Source organism: Streptomyces sp. NRRL F-525, assembly GCF_000716605.1.
Classification (GTDB): domain Bacteria; phylum Actinomycetota; class Actinomycetes; order Streptomycetales; family Streptomycetaceae; genus Streptomyces.
The window spans coordinates 262,660-277,732 of record NZ_JNXE01000005.1; the positions used below are offsets into that span (position 1 = coordinate 262,660).

The window sequence follows — 15,073 nt, forward strand, 5'->3', positions numbered from 1 at the left end:
TCGGCAAAATCGGCGTAATAAGAGACGCTGGCGTTCCCAAAGGGTGGGGTGCGGGAGGACGATGAAGGCGTTCGCCGGACCCGGGGAGGATCCATGGCCGAGAACCGTCGTTGGTGGGCGCTGGTCGTCATCGCGCTCGCGCAGTTGATGGTCGTCCTCGACATGACCATCGTCAACATCGCACTGCCGTCCGCCCAGACCGACCTCGGCATGTCGGACGGGAACCGGCAGTGGGTCATCACCGCCTACACCCTCGCGTTCGGCGGGCTGTTGCTGCTCGGTGGCCGGATCGCCGACCTCGCCGGGCGCAAGAACACCTTCATGATCGGGCTGATCGGCTTCGCCGCCGCGTCCGCGCTCGGCGGGGCCGCCGCCAACCAGGGCATGCTGTTCGGCGCCCGGGCACTGCAAGGAGTCTTCGCCGCCCTGCTGGCCCCCTCCGCGCTCTCGCTCCTCACGACGACGTTCACCGACCCGAAGGACCGCAGCAAGGCCTTCGGGGTGTTCGGCGCAATTGTCGGCGCGGGAGCGGCAGTTGGGCTGCTGGCAGGCGGCTTCCTCACTCAATACCTGGACTGGCGCTGGTGTCTGTACGTCAACGTGCCCATCGCGCTGGTCGCGTTCGCCGGTGCGTGGGTCCTGCTCAGCGACAGCTCCCGGCACCCGGACGCGCACCTCGACATACCCGGCGCGCTCCTCGGCTCCCTCGGCATGCTGACGCTGGTGTACGGCTTCTCCGAGGCGGAGTCGCGGAGTTGGGGCGACGGGCTGGTCCTGACGCTGCTCGCCGCCGGGGTCGTCCTGCTCGGCGCCTTCGGGTTCTGGCAGACGCGGGCGAAGGTTCCGCTGCTGCCGATGTCGGTGGTGAAGGACCGTCAGCGGGTCGGGGCGTTCCTGACCATCCTGTTCGTCACCATCGGCATGTTCGGTGTCTTCCTCTTCCTCACCTACTACATGCAGCGCGTCCTCGGATACTCGCCGGTCAAGACGGGCGTCGCCTATCTTCCCATCACCGTCGGCATGATCACCGGCTCGACGCAGATCGCGGCCCGGCTGCTGCACCGGGTCCCGCCGCGCACCCTGATGGTCCCGGGCCTGCTGTGCGCGGCGGGTGCGCTCGCGCTGATCGCGCAGGTCGGGGTGGAGCCCGCGTACGCCACGTACATCCTGCCCGGCATGCTGATGCTCGGCCTCGGCATGGGTACGGCGATGATGACCTCGGTGTCCCTGGCCACCGGAGGCGTCGCACCCCGCGACTCCGGCGCGGCCTCCGCGACCTTCAACACGGCCCAGCAGGTGGGTGGTTCGATCGGTACGGCGCTCCTCAACACGATCGCCGCCACGGTCACCACCCGTTACGCCACCGCCCACGCGGGCCCCGGTGTGAACAAGCAGCTGCTGGAGGCGAAGGCCGCGGTGCACGGCTTCAACGTCGCCACCTGGTGGGCGATGGCCTCGATCCTGCTGGCCGCCCTCATCGCCGGCGTCCTGGTGAACGCGGACCGGGTGCCCACGCCGGGCGCGGTGGCCAAGGAGACCCCTCAACAGCCCGTGGACACCACCCTTTAGGGCTCCTGTCCCCGCTCGAAATACGCGACGAGGTCCGGATCGAGCGGCGGCACCTCGCGCGGGGTGCCGCCGTCCCGTAGCGACTCGGTCGCCCCCGACCCCGCCGCCACGGCCATCCGTGCGGCGACGGGTGAGGTGTCGGTGCGCCCGCCGTGCCGTACGAAGCGGAGGAACTCGTCGATCAACAGCGGGTCGGCGCCGCCGTGTTCGCCGTCCTGCCCGGTGACGTCCGGGACCCGGTGCTCGGCGTCGGCGTGCTCGCGGTACTCCGAGCGGCGGCTGTTCCAGACCTTCACCACCGCGCCCGGTCCGTCGCCGAAGTTCTCCAGGCGGCCCGCGTCGCCGATGACGGTGTAGTTGCGCCAGTAGTCGGGGGTGAAATGGCACTGCTGGTAGGCGGCCAACACCCCGTTGTCCAGGCGCATGTTGACCAGCGACACGTCCTCGACGTCGATGACCGGGTTGAGCGCCCGCTGGGTGTGCGGCGGCCAGTGTCCGTCCTCGGTGTACCAGTCGGCGGTCTTCGGCTCGCCGGGCGCGCGCCGGTGCGGGAGATCGCCGTAGACCAACAGGTCCCCGAACGCCTGGACTTGGCGGGTGTAGCCGCCGGACAGCCAGTGGATGACGTCCAGGTCGTGCGCGGCCTTCTGGAGCAACAGGCCTGTGCTGTAACGGCGTTCGGCGTGCCAGTCCTTGAAGTACCAGTCGCCGCCGTAGCCGACGAAGTGCCGTACCCACACCGTCTTCACGGTGCCGATCGCGCCGCCCTCGACGAGGTCGCGCATCAGGCGGATCACCGGCATGTGGCGCATGTTGTGGCCGACGTAGAGGCGGGTGCCGGTCTCCTGGGCCGTGCGCAGGACGCGGTCGCAGCGGTCGACGGTGATGTCGAGCGGCTTCTCGACGAGGACGGGCGTGCCCGCGCGCAGCGCCTCGCAGGCGAGGTCGGCGTGGGTGTGGTCGGGGGTGAGGACGAGGACCGCGTCGATGTCGGGGGACGTGACAACTGCGCGGTGGTCGGCGGCTGTTGAGACGCCCGGGAAGTCTTCTGCCGCTTGTCCGCGGGCCGCCGGGTCGGGGTCCGCGAGGGCGGTGACGCGGGAGCCCGCGCCGGGGCGGTGGGCGACGCGGGCGAGGCTGCCGCGCAGGCCGTAGCCGAGGACACCGATACGGAGGTCGGACATGGGTCTCCTTCGTTCGCGGGGACACCACGGGCGGACGTGCGCCGGGGCCAGAGGGACCGTGCCCCGTGGGCGGGCCGGAGATGTGCCGGGCGGGCCGCGGGCTGTGACGTTTCTGTGAGGGGCGGCGCTGAGGGCGATGGGGGGGTGCACAGTCCTTGGGCCAGACAGGCGAGCCCCGGCGCGGGCACGCGTACGACGGGGAGTTGGGCGCGGCCGTGGCGCGGGCCCAGGAGGGCGACGACGGCGCGTTCGCGGTCGCGTACCGGCTCGTGCAGCCCGGGTTGCTCGGGTATCTGCGCGGGCTCGTCGGCGACGACGCCGAGGACGTGGCGTCCGACGCGTGGCTGGAGATCGCCCGCGACCTGGGCCGGTTCCGCGGCGACGGGGCGGGCTTCCGCGGCTGGACGGCGACCATCGCCCGGCACCGGGCGCTCGACCATCTGCGGCGGTCGAGGGTGCGTCCGAGACCGGCGACGCTGGAGCAGGACGTACTCGAACTGCCGGGTCCGCACAGCACCCACGACCAGGCGCTGGAGTCCCTCTCCACGGAGTACGCGCTCGGGTTGGTGCGGGGGCTGCCGCGGGACCAGGCCGAGGCCGTGCTGCTGCGGGTGGTCGTGGGGCTGGACGGGCCCGCCGCCGCGCGGGTGCTGGGCAAGCGGCCGGGGGCGGTGCGTACGGCCGCCTATCGGGGGTTGAAGCGGCTGGCGCGCGAACTGGGCGTGCGGGAAAGGGATGGGGACGGACATGGCTGAACACGACACGGGTCTGCCCGGCCTTCCCGGCCTGCTGGGCGCGGCTCTCCGCGAGGGTGACGTGGACGGGGAGGCGGAGCGGCGGGCGGTGGCGGCGTTCAGGGCGGCGCGGGACGCGGGGGGCCGGGCGGCGCCGACGCGTAGTCAGGACGACTGGCGGCCGAGGGGGCGCTGAAGGGGAAGTTCCGTGTGCGGGAGGGGTGTTCGGCTGTGGTGCTGGCGCGTGGTCAGGGCGGCTGGTGGCTGCGGGGGCGTTGAAGGGGAAGTTCCGTGTGGGGTCGGGGGGTTCGGCTGTGGTGCTGGCGCGTGGTCAGGGCGGTTGGTGGCTGCGGGGGCGTTGAAGGGGAAGTTCTGTGTCCGGGAGAGGTGTTCGGCCGCGGCGCCGACGCGCAGTCAGGACGACTGGCGGCCGAGGGAGCGCTGAAGGAGAAGTCCCGTGTCCAGGAGCGGTGTTCAGCCCCCGCGCCGACGGCCCGGGCGGTCACGGGCCGTCCGGGGCGAGGCTCCCCGGACGGCCCGCGCCGGCCCACCAGTCAGCGGGGTCGCGCGAGTTGGGCGGCCAGGAGGTGGGAGTCGAGCAGGGCGGTGTCGGTGGTGCGGGCGGCTTTCGCGTAGCCGGCGAGCATGTGTTTGGTCAGGACGAGCGCCTGGGGGGAGCGCCGGGCGAGGGGGCTGGTCCAGGCGCTGACGGTGTCGTCCAGTTGGTCGAGGGGCGCGACCTTGTGGAGGCGTCCGAGCCGTTGGGCGGTGGGGGCGTCGAACTCGTCGCAGGTGAGCAGGAGTTCACGGACCCGCGCGGCACCGGCCTCCGAGATCAGGCGCCCCGTCGCGCCTCCCCAGGTGGGGGCCATGCCGAGGCCGATCTCCGGCATGCGGAAACGGCAGGTGTCTGCGCCCGCGCGCAGGTCGCAGTAGGCGGCGAGCCCGAGGCCGGCGCCGATGACCTTGCCGTGGAGCCGGGCGATGGTGACGGCGTGGGTGTTCTCCAGCGCCTGGCACAGCCGGTGGGCCTTGTCCGCGATGCGCCGCAGGGTGGCCCCGGTCGGATCGGTGGCCGGCGTCTCCCGGAACTCCCGGCGGTCGCCTCCCAGGCAGAAGTCCTCGCCCAGGGAGGAGAGCACCAGGATCTGGACGTCGGGCTGGTCGTGGAGGCCGTCGAGGACGGAGATGAGCGCGTCCATGACGGCGGAGCTCAGGACGTCGTCGTCCTGGGCGGAGGGGTTGAGTCGTACGTGGAGGACGGATCCGGTCCGGGTGAGGCGAGGCTCAGGGCGGCGGCGGGAGGTGCGGGCTCCGCGTCGTCCGCGGGCTGCCGCGCGGGGGCGGGTGCGGCCGTACCGGGCGGCATTGGCGGGTTCATGTCAGTGAAACGTCCAGGTTGAGGAGTCGTCTGAACGCCACCCGGGGTGCCCGCGAGGGGCGGCGGACCAGGGTGAGTGCGGGCAGGCGGGCGATCATGCGGCGGAGCAGGGTCTGCGCCTCCATCCGGGCCAGAGGTGCGCCCAGGCAGTGGTGGATGCCCCCGCCGAAGGCCAGGTGGGGCGTCTTGCGCCGGAGGTCGAAGGAGCCGGGGTCGGGGAAGTGGGCGGGGTCGTGATGGGCGGCGCCCACCATGAGGTGGACCATCTCCCCGGCCCGGATCTCGGCGCCTTCCAGGAGGCAGTCCTCGGAGGCGACCCGGTCGACGAGGTGGAGCGGAGGGTCGTGGCGAAGGGACTCCTCCACGAACTCGGGGACAAGGTCCGGGTGTTCGGCGAGCAGGCTCCAGCGGTCAGGGTCCTCGACCAGCCGGAGGACCAGGGTCGACAGCATGGTCGCGGTCGTCTCCATGGCCGCCAGCATGACGAACAGGGCGAGGAAGTAGACGGCCTCGTCGGCCTTGTCCCGGTCCGGTTCGAGCTCGTCCCAGGTGTGGATCCACCGGGAGACGGGATCGTCCCCGGGGTGTTCGCGCCGCTCGCGCACCAACTCCGTGAAGTAGGTGCGCAGTTCCGCGGTGGCGGCGTCGGAACGGGCCAGTTGGCTGGCGTTCGGGAGCAGTTCCTGGGAGAAGACCTGCTCGTGGGCCAGCGCGCGCAGGCGGGGCCAGTCGGCTCGGGGCAGCCCGAGCCAGCCGCCGAGGGTGGCGACCGGGAGTTCCTCGCCGACCAGCGCCGTGAAGTCGGCCTCGCCCGAGCGCAGGCGCTCGTGCAGAGTGTCGAGGAGACCGTCGATGATGTGGCCCACCCGGCGGCCGAGCTGTTCGACGGTGCCGCGGTCGAAGGTGCCAGCCGCCCGGCGCACGCGCGTGTGCTCCGGAGGATTGAGCGCGAGCAGGGTCCGGCCGGTCTCCCGTGAGGAGGGGGCGTTCCAGCGGCTGCCCGCACCCTGCTGTTCCCGCCAGCTGGTGTCCGGTTCGAGCCAGAGGCTGTTGCGCAATACCTGGTCGCAGGCGCTGAAACCGGTCACGAGGTGACCGCCCCAGGGCGCGGGGCTGACGGTGCCGCGCGCCCTGAGGTCCGCGTAGATGGGGAAGGGATCGGCCTGTCCCTCAGCCGTCCGGAGACGGGAGAACAGGGAGATGGTGGCCCGACGGTCCGATTCCGGAGTCGCGACGCTTCCCACGATGGTGGCTCCTCTCTGCCAGCCGCCATCCGTACCCGTGGGATGTTTGAATCATCCGATAACACAGTGCTTTCGTAGGGTTACTTACGTCACTCGCCATTCACCCAGGCCCGGAAGCGGCTGAACATCCCGCCCTTGGGGCGCGGGGCGGCGTGGGACGGACGGACGGCCCCGGCCGGCTGAGGCATCGCGGCGGGCTGCTGCCCGGCCTGGGCGGGGGCCGGCCGCGCGGGCTGGGCCCTGGCCGCGGACGGCACGGCGCGGGGGGTGTAGCGGATGGGCACGGTCACCAGCTGGCGGCTCCACGGCGCCGGCACCCACGAGAGCTCCTTGAAGGGGACGCGCATCTCGACGTCGGGCAGCCGGTTGAGCAGGGACTCGACGGCCGTGGCCGTGATCATGAAGGCCGGGTCCTTCGCCGGGCACCCGTGCGGGCCGGCACCGAACGCCAGATGGGCCTTGGAGCTGAGCTGTTCGCGGTGCGCGGTCAGCTTGGGGTCGGTGTTGGCCGCCGCGAAGGAGATCACGACCGGGTCGCCCGCGCGGAGGGTCCGGTCGCCCAACTCGACGTCCTGCGTGGGGTAATGGCCCGCGTAGTTGGCGATCGGCGAGTAGTTCCACAACGTCTTCACGACCGCGTCCTCGACCGGCAGGCCGGTCGGCCAGTCGTCGCTGAGGTACAGCGCGGCGCTGGTGCCGATCGAGGCCGCCAGGGGCGCGGTTCCGCCGCCCAGCAGCGTCACGAGCTGGTGCAGCACCTCCTCGTCGGTCAGCCGGGAGGAGTGCACCATCAGGCGGGTGGTGATGTCCTCGCCGGGCTGCCGGCGCTTGAGGGCGATCAGTTCGGCGACCGCGCCGCCCAGGGTCTCGTCGGAACCCGGGACGCCCTGGAAGACGCCGGTGATTCCGGCGATCACCCGGTCGCCGAGCTCGGGCGGGCAGCCGAACAGCTCACCGAAGACCAGCAGGGGCAGCGGCTGGGCGTACGCGGACATCAGCTCCGCCTGCCCCAGGGCCTCGGAGCCGAACTGGCTGATCAGGTAGTCGGCCGACTGCTGCGTCAGCCGGACGATCCGGCTCTGGTCGACGGTCGCGAGACTGTCCGTGACCGCCTGCCGCAGCCGGGCGTGCGCCGCGCCGTCGCTGAACATGGCGTTGGGGCGGTACCCCATCATGGGCACGGCCGGGCTGTCCGCGGGCACCCTCCCCTCGTTCAGCGCGTTCCAGCGGCGCGAGTCCCGCACGAACAGGGTCGGGTTCTGCAGGATGTACAGACTGGCGTCGTAACTGGTCACCAGCTCGACCTCGACGTCCGGCGCGATGTCGACCGGGGCGCTGGGCCCCAGCGTGCGCAGCCGGGCGTAGGTGCTCTCGGGGTCGGAGCCGAACTCGGACCCGTACAGCGGGACGTTGCCGTGCGCGGGGCAGCCGGCCGGCGCCCCGGACGGGTCGAAGGACTGTTGCATGCTGGCTCCTAGCCGAGTGAGGACAAGAGGTGCTTCACGAGCGTGATGAGTGCCTGCATCGAGGAGTCCTGGTCACGGACGTCGCAGTGGATGACCGGGGTCTCCTCCGAGATGTTGAGTGCCTCGCACACTTCGTCGAGCGGGAACTGGTGCTTCCCCTCGAACGTGTTGACGCCGATGACATAGGGCAGGCCGAACGCCTCGACCAGGTCGAGGACGGGGAACGTCTCCTCCAGCCGCTCGGGGTCCGCCAGGACCAGCGCCCCCAGCGCTCCCCGGGACAGCCCCTCCCACATCTGCTTGAACCGCTCCTGCCCGGGCGTTCCGAAGATGTAGAGGACCAGGTCCTCGCCGAGGGTGAGCCGCCCGAAGTCCATCGCGACGGTCGTGGTCGTCTTGTCCGGGGTCTCGGACAGGTCGTCGAGACCCTCGCTGGCCTCGGTGATCTCCTCCTCGGTCTGGAGCGGTTCTATCTCGGAGACACTGCCGATGTACGTGGTCTTCCCGACCGCGAAGTGGCCCACGACCAGGATCTTCACGGAGCGGGAGACGTCGGGATCCAGATACACGGGACTACGCTCCGGTTCGAATTCGCATCAGGCCGTCGAGCACGGCGGTCAGCAGGACGGGGTCGTGGCGTTCGGCGTGGGGGACCGGATCGCGCACATGGATCAGACCGTCCTCGGCCATCTGCGCCAACAGGATGCGGACGATGCCCAGCGGCAGCCGGGTGTGCGCGGCGACCTCGGCGACCGAGAGGAACCCGTCCGCGATCAGGTCCATGACCGTGCGGGCCTCCGGCGCCAGCGTGCGCGCGGCCGCTACGGCACCCTCCTGGGCCGTGATGATCGTGGTGTGCTCGTACTCGCTCTCCCGTGGCAGCGCGCGACCCTGCGCGATGACGAAGAGTGGGACTAATGGAGCCGTCAGCTCCAGCTCGCCGTCCAGTTCGTCACTCATCGCCCGTCCTTCCTCCGCGAGTGGCCGACCCGGCGGTGAGCGCCGCCATCGTGTCGCCCAGCCGTACGGTGAACTCCTCGATGTCACAGGTGTGTTCGGCGGCCGCCGCGAGGAAGGCCCCCTCGCCGGCCGCGATCAGGAACACCCAGCCGTGCTCGAACTCGATGACCGTCTGCATCCATTCGTCGTCCTGCTGCCCGCCGGCGAACGGCGCGGTCGCCCGGCTGTAGGCGTGGATGCCGGTCATGGCCGCCGAGATGGTGTCCGCGAGGTTCCTGCCGATGCCCGAGCTGGCCCCGCGCGGCAGACCGTCCGCGCCGAGCAGCAGAGCGTGCAGGGCGCCCGGTACCGACGCCACCGCCTTGTCCAGCTCCACGAGCGTGAAGACATTCCCGCCCCCGCCGTCCCGCAGCGCGGCGGAGGTGTCCCCGCTCTGGGCCGGGTCACCGGCGGTCACCCGGGGCGGGGCCGTGAGGTTGTTGCCCAGCCGGGAGACCAGCCGGTTCATCCGGAACGAGAGCTGCTCCATGTCGACGTCGGGCTCCGCGGCGGCGGCCAGGTAGGCGCCCTGTCCGGCCCCGATCAGGAAGACCCAGCCGTGCTGGAACTCGATGACCGTCTGGATCCAGTTCCGGTCCCGGGCCAGCCCGGCGAAGTGGGCCGTGGCCCGGCTGAGCGACTGCATCCCCGCCATGGCGGCGGAGATGGTCCGCACGTCCTGGCCGGTCAGGTCGTCCGTGGACCCGCGTGGGATGCCGTCCGCGGACAACACCACGGCGTGCCGTGCCCTCGGCACGTTGTCCACGATGTCCTGGACCATCCAGGACAGGTCTCCTGTACTCATGCGTTTTCGGACCCTCCGGGCGTTGGGGTGTCGAAGGAGGCCGTGTCACGCGCGGACTGCGTACCGCGCTGCAGGGCGGCCAGGCTGCCGGAGCCGCGGCGGGCGGTGCGGCGGGGCGCCTGCTCCCCACCCGTGGTGACACCGGCGGGCGAGATGCGGGAGCCACGCTTCGGCAGGCCGCCCGCCGTACGCGCCGACCGTCCGGCGTCCATCGGCCGGATGCTGCTCACGGGCGCCTCGGTGGCGGGCGGCAAGGCCTCCTCCATGGTCCACAGCTCCTCGGGCAGGAGGACGACGGCCCGTACGCCGCCGTACCGGGAGACACCGGTGACGTCCACCGTGAAGCCGTGCTGACGGGCGATCAGTCCGATGACGGGGAAGCCGAACTTCGGCTGGGTGCCCAGCTGGGACAGCCGGGGCAGGCCCTCGCCGGACAGCTGCGCGCTCGCCCGCTGGCGGTCCTCGTCGCCCATGCCGACACCGGCGTCGTCGATGACGATGCACAGGTTCTTCTGGGCCTGCCGGAACGTGACCTCGATCGGCGCGTCCGCCTGGGAGAAGCTGGCAGCGTTGTCGAGGAGTTCGGCGACGGCCAGGGCGACCGGCGCGACGGCGGAGGCCTTCAGCGCGATGCCGCTGGGCTGCATGATCTCGACCCGCTGGAAGTTGCGGATCTGGCTCTGGGCGCTGCGGACGACGTCGTAGACGCTGGCGGGCTGGTTGCGGCGGCCCAGCGGGGCGCCGCACATGACGGCGATGCCCTGTGCCTTGCGGGCCATCTGGGCGTTGGCGTGGGTGATGTCCATCAGGTCGGAGAGGACCGCGTGGCCGCCGTACTCGCGCTGGACCCCGTCCAGCAGCGTGGTCTGCTCGGCCGCGAGGCTCTGCAGGAAACGGGCGGCGCCCTTGAGGACCGCCTTGGTGTTCTCCTCGGCGGCCTGCCCCGCCTCGCGGATGACATCGTCCTGCTCGTCCCGCATCTTCACCAAAGAGGCCTGGACGCGGTCGAGTTCACCCTGGGCATACCGCAGCCTCGCCTCCAGCGCGGCCTCGGACTCGTTCTTCCTCCTGCCCAGGGCTCTGCTGCGGAGCACGAGTGCGACGACTGCGGCTGTGGCTATCACCGCTATCGCAACCAGGCACCAAAGAAGCACGTCTTGAGTCATGGAAACCTTTCCCGGCGCGTGGCATGCAGGCGTCGTCGAGTACGCCTTGCAGGGATCCGCAACCCGTCCAGGGGACTGCATGGCTGATCTACGCGGAGAGATGTCCGCGTTCAGACTCGAGGCCTGAACAAAAGTGGATCAAGGTCGCAGACGGCGGAATGCTATCACCGTCAACCCTGGTCCCAGAGGTCGCTCCATCGGGTTAACACGGAGTCAACATGTCTGCTTCGTAAGGGGTGTTGACCGTGTCGATATAGAGGGGCGAGTACGCGTCCCCCCGTAGCAGGTCGCTGATGTCCGCGAGCGCGGGAGCCGGCCGTCGCGGATCCACACACGCGACGACGGGTTGACGGGGGAGAGAGACACCGCGGAGACGGCCGGGGCCGCCACCCCCCACAGGAGAGGCCCCGGCCGTCGCGCTGTACGGGCCGCGCGGCGGCCCGTACTTTTTACAGCGCCGGGAGTGCGTTTTCTGTCACACCAAGGGTCCGAACCAAGTAGTTGCGTCTTGTACGGACATGGACGAGGAACAGTTTCAGGTCGTAACGTGCCTTTCGCGCCGGAGTGCGGACGCGACCGACACCATTCGAGGGACCACGTGCTGGGGGACGACGCGGAGCTGACCGCCGCGGTGCTTGCGGCACAGGACGGGGACGAGACCGCGTTCCGGACTGTGTACCGCACGGTGCACCCACGGTTGCTCGGATACGTACGGACGCTGGTCGGCGATCCGGACGCCGAGGACGTCGCGTCCGAGGCCTGGCTGCAGATCGCCCGGGACCTGGACCGGTTCAGCGGGGACGCGGACCGGTTCCGCGGCTGGGCGGCCCGGATCGCCCGCAACCGCGCCCTGGACCACATACGGATGCGCGGCCGCCGCCCCGCGATAGGCGGCGACGAGACCGAACTCACCGGCCGCGCCGCCGAGTCCGACACCGCCGGCGAGGCCATCGAGGCCCTGGCCACCGACAGCACCCTCTCCCTCATCGCCCAGCTGCCCCAGGACCAGGCCGAGGCCGTCGTCCTGCGGGTGGTCATGGGCCTCGACGCCAAGACCGCCGCGGAGACCCTCGGCAAGCGGCCCGGCGCCGTCCGCACGGCCGCCCACCGCGGGCTGAAACGGCTGGCGGAGCTGCTCGGCGGCGATCCGGAATCGGCCGCGGCCCTCGACGCCCTGCCGCCCCAGCGAGACCCGCGCGACCGCGCGGTGACGTCCGCCACTGTGACGCATACGCGCGCGCGGACGCAGAAGGACATGTGATGGCCGACGAGCGCTCTGCTTTTCCGGGGGACACCCCTCGGACCCCCGGCCGATGGCTGGACCGTGAGACCGCCGAACTGCTGTTGCGCGGCGAGTCCCTGGAAGCCGTCGACCCGGCCGCCCGCGCCCAGGCCGAGCGGCTCGCCAGAACCCTCGGCGCGCTGTCCGTGGAACCCTCGCCTGCCAAGGTCGAACTCCCGGGCGAGGAAGCCGCGTTGGCCGCCTTCAGGGCCGCGCGCACCGGCAAGGATGTCGAGCGGGCCGCCCTCGCCCGGCGCGGCCGCGGGCCGTCCTCCGACGCCGGTCTCGTCCGGCTCGGGCGGCCGACCGTGACCGTCCCGGGCCCCCGCTGGGGAAGACCCGTACGGGTCGGCCTGACCGCCGCGCTCGCCGTCGGCATGCTCGGCGGGGTAGCGGCCGCGGTCGGCACGGGAGCCCTTCCGACGCCGTTCTACGACGATCCGACGCCCGCCTCCTCCATCTCCGCCGCCGTGACACCGCCCGACCGCACGCTCGTCTCGCCCTCGCCGAGCGGCACCGGCCGCCCGGGCACGCCCACGGCGGGCGGCGGTTCCGACGACTCCTCCGGCGAGGCCGCCGGCAGCGGCACGGTCCCCACGCCCTCCGCCGGCACCGGTGACGGCAAGTCCTTCGGCTCCGGCGGCTGGTGGAAGGGCGTCACCTCGTCCTGCCGTGCCGTGCGCGACGGCAAGCCCCTGGCCCCCGGCCGCAAGCGCACCCTGGAGGGCGCGGCGGGCGGTACGTCCCACGTGTGGACGTACTGCAAGGGCCTCCTCCAGGACACCGGCACCGGCACGGACGACAAGAACGCCGGCGGCAAGGGCAGTGGCAACAGCGGCGGCAGCGGTGACAGCAACGGGCAGAACGCCGGCGGTCAGGGCGGCGACCAGAACGGTTCGGACGAGCAGGCCGGCGGCCAGGGCGGCGGCGGGCACATAGCCCCGATCGCACCGGGCGGCGGAAACGGCGGCAACGGCAGCAACAGCGGCGGCGGCAACGGCGGTTACCAGAACAACGGCGCCGCCACCTCCGGCCCCTCGGTCCTCACCCCGCTCGCCCGGTACCAGCCGCCGTCCGCCCCGGCCCCTTCGCACACCACGGTCACCCGGCAGACCCCGTCGCCGAGCCCGACGTACAGCGTGCTCTGAACCGATCGCGCGTCGCTGACCTGCGCTTTCGCGGTTCGTGGAAATTTCTTCGCGGCAGGTGTGACATTTCCGGCCGCCGTGGCGCAGTACTGAGTGAGCCGACTGGTCATCGGCCATCGCACAGAGCCGGGGTTCCCCCCGTACCTACGGCTCGTGCACATGGCGCGGGTGGGACACGTTCCCCCGGTCCCGCCCGCGCCTCATACATCTACTGGTGGACGACGACCTTGTCGCCGGTCCGCACCTGGGCGAAGAGACTCGCGATCGCCGCCTCGTCCCGTACGTTGACGCAGCCGTGCGAGCCGCCCGCGTAACCCCGCATCGAGAAGTCGTACGAGAAGTGCACCGCCTGGCCGCCGCTGAAGAACATCGCGTACGGCATGGGGGAGTGGTAGAGCGTGGACACCCAGTTCCGGGCCTTCCAGTAGACCTGGAACACACCGTCGCGGGTCGGGGTGGGCTCCGCGCCGAACCGCACCGACATCGTCGACACCGTCCGCCCGTCGATCATCCAGCGCAGGGTCCGGCTCGTCTTGTCGATGCACAGCACCCGGCCGGTGAGACAGCGCGGGTCGGGCGCGCCCGCCGGCTGGCCGCCCATCAGATACAGGTCCCACTTGCCCGGCTCGTGCGTCATCTTCAGCAGCCGCTGCCAGGTGACGGTGTCGGTCTGGCCCGTCTTCGGCAGCCCGCGCTTGCCCTGGAAACCCGCGACGGCCTGCTCGGTGAGGTCGTCGTAGGTCCCGGTCGGCCCGTCGAAGAGCCAGTCGACCTGCCGTAGCCGTGCCTGCAGTTCGCGCACGTCACCGCCGCTGTCGCCGCGCGACCACAGGACGTTCGCGGCGCGGGCGGTGCTCGGGGAGGCGGAGGGTTTCCCGTCACCGGTGCTGCTACTGCCACTGCTGCTGCCGGGAAGCTCGATGCGGACGGGCAGATGGTGTCCGCCGTCCGCGTCGGTGCCCTGCGCCGTGCAGCCGCACACCGCCACCAGGGCCGCCGCGGCGACGATCGCTCTCATACCCGTAGTACGCATCGCGGACCCCCGCCGTCTCACCGGTCTCGTACCCCGGAGACGTACCCCGGATGACGGGTCGCGAACGGCGTCCGGGGTGGGGGACCTCCAGAGGCCGGGGTCATTTCTAACCGGTCATCGCGCAGGACAGCGGTTAGTTTTACCCCCAGCCTTTTCGCACCTGTGGGGCCGTGCGCCCGCGTGCGACACTCGTTCCCATGTTCGGTGTCATAGACCTCCCCACCTACCTGGCCGGCCTCGTCCTGATCGTTCTGCTGCCCGGTCCCAACTCGCTCTACGTCCTCTCGGTCGCCGCCCGGTGCGGGACCCGGGCCGGGTACACGGCCGCCGCCGGTGTGTGGTGCGGGGACACCGTGCTGATGACGCTCTCCGCGGCCGGGGTCGCCTCGCTGCTGCAGGCCAACGCCGTGCTGTTCGGGATCGTGAAGTACGCGGGGGCCGGGTATCTGACCTGGCTCGCGTTCGGGATGCTGCGGGCCGCGTGGTCGATGTGGCGCAGCCGCAAGGAGCGGGCGGCGACGGAACCGGCGCCCGTCGCGGAGGCGGCCGAGGAGCGGCCGTACCGCCGTGCCTTCGTCGTGAGTCTCTTCAACCCGAAGGCGATCCTGTTCTTCGTCGCGTTCTTCGTGCAGTTCGTGTCAGAGTCCAACCCGGTCATGGGCTTCGTGACTCTGGGCGTACTCGCCCAGTTGGCAAGCGTGTTGTACCTGTCTGCGCTCATCTTCGGCGGGTCTCGTCTAGCCGCTGCGTTCCGTCGTCGGCGGACGCTCAGCGCGGGGGCCACCTCGGCCGCCGGGGTGCTCTTCCTGGGGTTCGCCGTCAAGTTGTCTCTGGCAAGCGTGTAGAGGCTGGCATGTCTCAACTTGACGATGCTGCGGCCCTGTTCGCCCGCATGAGCCTCCAAGAGCAGCATGAGGCACTGGGAGCCCTCGGCCTGCCCAAGAGGCTCCCCAAGGAGTCCCAGGAGCCCCCCAAGGTCACCCCGTTCTCGGCCCTTGTCAGCACGCCCAGCAGGCGGAAGCGACAGCCACTCACCGTCACGGCTGTGAGTGGCCCTGAGGC

Annotated in this window: 14 protein-coding genes and 1 pseudogene; 6 read left to right on the plus strand and 9 right to left on the minus strand. The window is 71.4% G+C overall.

The window, feature by feature from the left end:
* Positions 1-93 precede the first annotated feature (93 nt).
* Positions 94-1,569: an MFS transporter gene (locus tag OO69_RS10285; RefSeq protein ID WP_033280164.1), complete on the plus strand. Its 1,476-nt coding sequence runs from the start codon at positions 94-96 to the stop codon at positions 1,567-1,569.
* Here OO69_RS10285 and OO69_RS10290 read toward each other — a convergent pair.
* On the minus strand, positions 1,566-2,753 hold the full coding sequence (locus tag OO69_RS10290; RefSeq protein WP_033280165.1) for a Gfo/Idh/MocA family protein: 1,188 nt from the start codon (positions 2,751-2,753) through the stop codon (positions 1,566-1,568). The genes OO69_RS10285 and OO69_RS10290 overlap by 4 nt on opposite strands.
* 155 nt (positions 2,754-2,908) lie before the next feature.
* On the opposite strand from OO69_RS10290, the gene OO69_RS10295 reads away from it, so the two are divergent.
* Both OO69_RS10295 and OO69_RS10300 read left to right on the plus strand, forming a co-directional pair.
* Positions 2,909-3,508: an RNA polymerase sigma factor gene (locus OO69_RS10295; protein ID WP_033280166.1), complete on the plus strand. Its 600-nt coding sequence runs from the start codon at positions 2,909-2,911 to the stop codon at positions 3,506-3,508.
* Positions 3,501-3,683, plus strand: a complete 183-nt coding sequence (locus tag OO69_RS10300) for a hypothetical protein (protein WP_063744424.1) — start codon at positions 3,501-3,503, stop codon at positions 3,681-3,683. The genes OO69_RS10295 and OO69_RS10300 overlap by 8 nt, the downstream gene beginning before the upstream one ends.
* A 358-nt stretch (positions 3,684-4,041) precedes the next feature.
* Here OO69_RS10300 and OO69_RS10305 read toward each other — a convergent pair.
* From OO69_RS10305 to OO69_RS10335, 7 genes and pseudogenes are all read right to left on the minus strand, one after another.
* Positions 4,042-4,856: pseudogene (locus OO69_RS10305) on the minus strand (enoyl-CoA hydratase/isomerase family protein).
* Between the two features lie 8 nt (positions 4,857-4,864).
* Complete coding sequence (locus OO69_RS10310) at positions 4,865-6,112, minus strand: cytochrome P450 (protein WP_033280168.1); 1,248 nt, start codon at positions 6,110-6,112, stop codon at positions 4,865-4,867.
* A gap of 89 nt (positions 6,113-6,201) precedes the next feature.
* Positions 6,202-7,578: a cytochrome P450 gene (locus OO69_RS10315; RefSeq protein WP_033280169.1), complete on the minus strand. Its 1,377-nt coding sequence runs from the start codon at positions 7,576-7,578 to the stop codon at positions 6,202-6,204.
* 8 nt (positions 7,579-7,586) lie between these two features.
* Positions 7,587-8,147, minus strand: coding sequence for a GTP-binding protein (locus tag OO69_RS10320; RefSeq protein ID WP_033280170.1), 561 nt, complete (start codon positions 8,145-8,147; stop codon positions 7,587-7,589).
* A gap of 4 nt (positions 8,148-8,151) precedes the next feature.
* Positions 8,152-8,538: a DUF742 domain-containing protein gene (locus OO69_RS10325; RefSeq protein ID WP_033280171.1), complete on the minus strand. Its 387-nt coding sequence runs from the start codon at positions 8,536-8,538 to the stop codon at positions 8,152-8,154.
* Positions 8,531-9,358 carry a roadblock/LC7 domain-containing protein gene (locus OO69_RS10330; protein ID WP_033280172.1) on the minus strand — a complete coding sequence of 276 codons (828 nt, stop codon included), beginning with the start codon at positions 9,356-9,358 and terminating at the stop codon, positions 8,531-8,533. The genes OO69_RS10325 and OO69_RS10330 overlap by 8 nt, the downstream gene beginning before the upstream one ends.
* Before the next feature lie 20 nt (positions 9,359-9,378).
* On the minus strand, positions 9,379-10,476 hold the full coding sequence (locus OO69_RS10335; protein ID WP_078652362.1) for an ATP-binding protein: 1,098 nt from the start codon (positions 10,474-10,476) through the stop codon (positions 9,379-9,381).
* A 670-nt stretch (positions 10,477-11,146) separates the two neighbouring features.
* Between OO69_RS10335 and OO69_RS10340 the strand changes: the two genes are divergently transcribed.
* Complete coding sequence (locus OO69_RS10340) at positions 11,147-11,809, plus strand: RNA polymerase sigma factor (RefSeq protein ID WP_033280174.1); 663 nt, start codon at positions 11,147-11,149, stop codon at positions 11,807-11,809.
* Positions 11,809-12,978: a hypothetical protein gene (locus tag OO69_RS10345; RefSeq protein WP_051800895.1), complete on the plus strand. Its 1,170-nt coding sequence runs from the start codon at positions 11,809-11,811 to the stop codon at positions 12,976-12,978. Before OO69_RS10340 ends, OO69_RS10345 begins: the two co-directional genes overlap by 1 nt.
* A 208-nt stretch (positions 12,979-13,186) precedes the next feature.
* Here OO69_RS10345 and OO69_RS10350 read toward each other — a convergent pair whose 3' ends face one another.
* Positions 13,187-14,011: a L,D-transpeptidase family protein gene (locus tag OO69_RS10350; RefSeq protein WP_033280175.1), complete on the minus strand. Its 825-nt coding sequence runs from the start codon at positions 14,009-14,011 to the stop codon at positions 13,187-13,189.
* Between the two features lie 197 nt (positions 14,012-14,208).
* Here OO69_RS10350 and leuE point away from each other — a divergent pair, with 197 nt between their 5' ends.
* The gene (gene leuE / locus OO69_RS10355; protein ID WP_033280176.1) at positions 14,209-14,856 is read left to right on the plus strand and encodes a leucine efflux protein LeuE; all 648 of its coding nucleotides are present in this window, start codon (positions 14,209-14,211) and stop codon (positions 14,854-14,856) included.
* Positions 14,857-15,073 lie beyond the last annotated feature (217 nt).